Raw genomic sequence first — 2,330 nt, 5'->3', positions numbered from 1 at the left:
ACAAATCGAAACGTCAAAAGCGCTCCGGTCAGCGGAAGAATACTGTAAACCATATATAGGGGAATTCCAACGTCAGTAGATACTTGCCCTGTGTTGTGTGTGAAAGAAACCAATTTGTAACCGTAATATCCCAAGAAAACACTAAATGTGATTCCTACTGTATGCGCGAACAACGTAACATAGTGCTGCACACGCTTCGGCAGGACATTAAATAACATATCCACTTTGATGTGATGATCGTTTCGTAAGGCAACACTCGTTCCAATTAACGTCCCCCAAATAATCATATACTGAGAAATCTCATCAACCCAGGAGCGCGCATCATTAAATACATAGCGCATAACGACACCGTAGAAAATTATCGCAACACCTGCTGCAAGAAGCCCCCCTGAAATGATGTCCTCAAGAAATTCAAAGACTTGCCAAAACCTTTTCATAATCTCACCCCTTGCTACTATTAATAAAACGTTTTCCGATCACATTTTTTGATTAGAAAACTTGAAATAAGTTTAGGTTAATGTCATCCTGAGCGATAGCGAAGGATCTAGATCCTTCAGTCGTTCCTCTTCAGGATGACATAGCGCTTAAGTTGCTTTTATAACAATGACAAAAGCCACTATACTTTTCATTTATCAGTGATACTGCGCTGCGGCATGGGGGTCTGTTAAAAAAAGGGCTCTTGCTAGAAGAACCCTCATTATCATTATTTGAATTCGAAAGCTACCAACTTACTTTTGCCCCGCTTTGATTGCAGCATCGATTAACTCTTTACTGAGTACACTTTCAAATTCGGCATAGACTGGCTTCATTGTCTCTTGGAAAACTGCAAGTTGAGCAGGAGTCAAGTTCGTAAACTCCATTTTGCCGCTGTTCTTTAAGTTTTCCATACTCTTTTTATCGAGGAGTTCTGCTTGTTCAACAGCAAATGTGGTTGATTCAGCCATAGACTCATCCAAGGCTTTGCGAATATCAGGCTCTAGCCCTTCCCAAAAACTCTTATTGACAATAATCATATAGTCGAGTCGACCATGATTTGTGACTGTAAGATACTTTTGTGTTTCTTGGTATTTCTGTGTATCAATATTATTAAAGGTGTTTTCTTGTCCATCCACTGTGCCTTGTTGTAGCGCAGCATAAGTTTCTCCAAAAGCAATAGTCGCTGAACCAGCTCCTAAGGATTTGAACTGAGCTTCCAGCACTTTTCCAGCTTGAGTTCTAAACTTTAACCCTTTAAAATCTGCTGGGGAGACTAAGGGACGCTTATTATTGGTAAACTGCTTAAAGCCATTAGGCCAGATCGCCAACCCTTGCAGATTATACTTATCCAAGGAATTCATAAGCCCCTTCATTTGATCTGAAGCAAAGAATTTATAGACCGCTTCATTATCAGGGAATAAGAACGGAAGATCCGTATATTGGAATTTGGGGTTCAAACCAACTAATTTAGTGACTGACGGAGCAATAATTTGAACATTACCCGATTGGGCAGCTTCTAATTCTTCTTTATCTCCATAGAGCTGGGATGATGGATAGACTTCTACTTTCACCTTTCCATTCGTCTTTTGTTCCGCTAATTCCTTAAACTTTAGAGCAGCCTGCCCCTTTGGAGTATCAGGAGTTACTACATGGGCAAACTTGACAATAATCGGCTCTGCTTCTTTATCTCCTCCTGACGCGGTGGGTTTTGACCCACACCCAACTAAAGAAAGGGCTAAGACTAGTACCGTACTTAAAGCTACTGCCAATGGTTTTTTTCTAAACATTTTATTTCCCCCTCACATTTCATTCTACGTATGCTCACTTCGGTTCCTAAACGCCCTTTCCTCACCTCCTTAAATTCGGATCGTTTAATAGTCTCAGATTTTAAAAAATATAGCGGAAAATCGAATTGCAAAACAATCGACTTTCCACCCCAAAAGTCAAACCTTGAAAACGAATCGTGCAGATCCGTCCAACACGCAATAAACGTATTTCTAGGCTCTATTTCTGTATCCTTTCCGAACCATATTATTGAATATTGATACTTTACTATATTTTCTGACTATTCTCAATACTTTTGTTCCTTTTGATTTTTTTGGTCTTATTGGTCGCAATCATCTTAATTTGATTTCTGGAATTTCAATATTTCGATTCTGCTACTCCATCAATACTCGCGGAATATAGAGTGATAGCTCCGGGAAGAACACAAACAGGCCCATAGCAGCAATCATTAAGACAATGAAGGGAATTACTCCTCGGACAACTTCTCCGAGAGGCTGCTTAGCCATTGAACTAACTACAAATAGATTTAAGCCAACCGGGGGAGTAATCATCGCCAATTCCATATTGAC

At 40.0% G+C, this 2,330-nt stretch carries 3 protein-coding genes and 1 other annotated feature; all 3 genes read right to left on the bottom strand.

Features of this window, described 5'->3' with window-relative positions:
- Positions 1-437 (bottom strand): TRAP transporter small permease (locus HGJ98_RS06600; RefSeq protein WP_291350274.1); only part of this gene is annotated, 437 nt, incomplete at its 3' end.
- Positions 438-728: 291 nt separating this feature from the next.
- A complete protein-coding gene (locus tag HGJ98_RS06595) occupies positions 729-1,763 on the bottom strand; it encodes a DctP family TRAP transporter solute-binding subunit (RefSeq protein ID WP_291350273.1) in 1,035 nt (344 codons plus the stop codon).
- Positions 1,764-1,901: 138 nt separating this feature from the next.
- Positions 1,902-1,957, bottom strand: a sequence feature (sodium ion sensor (DUF1646 type); this cis-regulatory element may regulate processes involved in with the transportation of sodium ions).
- A gap of 178 nt (positions 1,958-2,135) precedes the next feature.
- A partial coding sequence (locus tag HGJ98_RS06590; protein ID WP_291350272.1) for a TRAP transporter large permease subunit occupies positions 2,136-2,330 on the bottom strand: 195 nt, incomplete at its 5' end.

This window comes from Desulfosporosinus sp. (genome assembly GCF_014237355.1).
In the GTDB taxonomy this organism is placed as follows: domain Bacteria; phylum Bacillota; class Desulfitobacteriia; order Desulfitobacteriales; family Desulfitobacteriaceae; genus Desulfosporosinus.
This window is presented reverse-complemented; position numbering and strand designations above follow the sequence as displayed.

Coding starts and splice junctions, on each gene's coding strand:
- HGJ98_RS06595 (WP_291350273.1), bottom strand. CDS start 1,763: ATGTTTAGAAAAAAACCATTGGCAGTAGCTTTAAGTACGGTACTAGTC.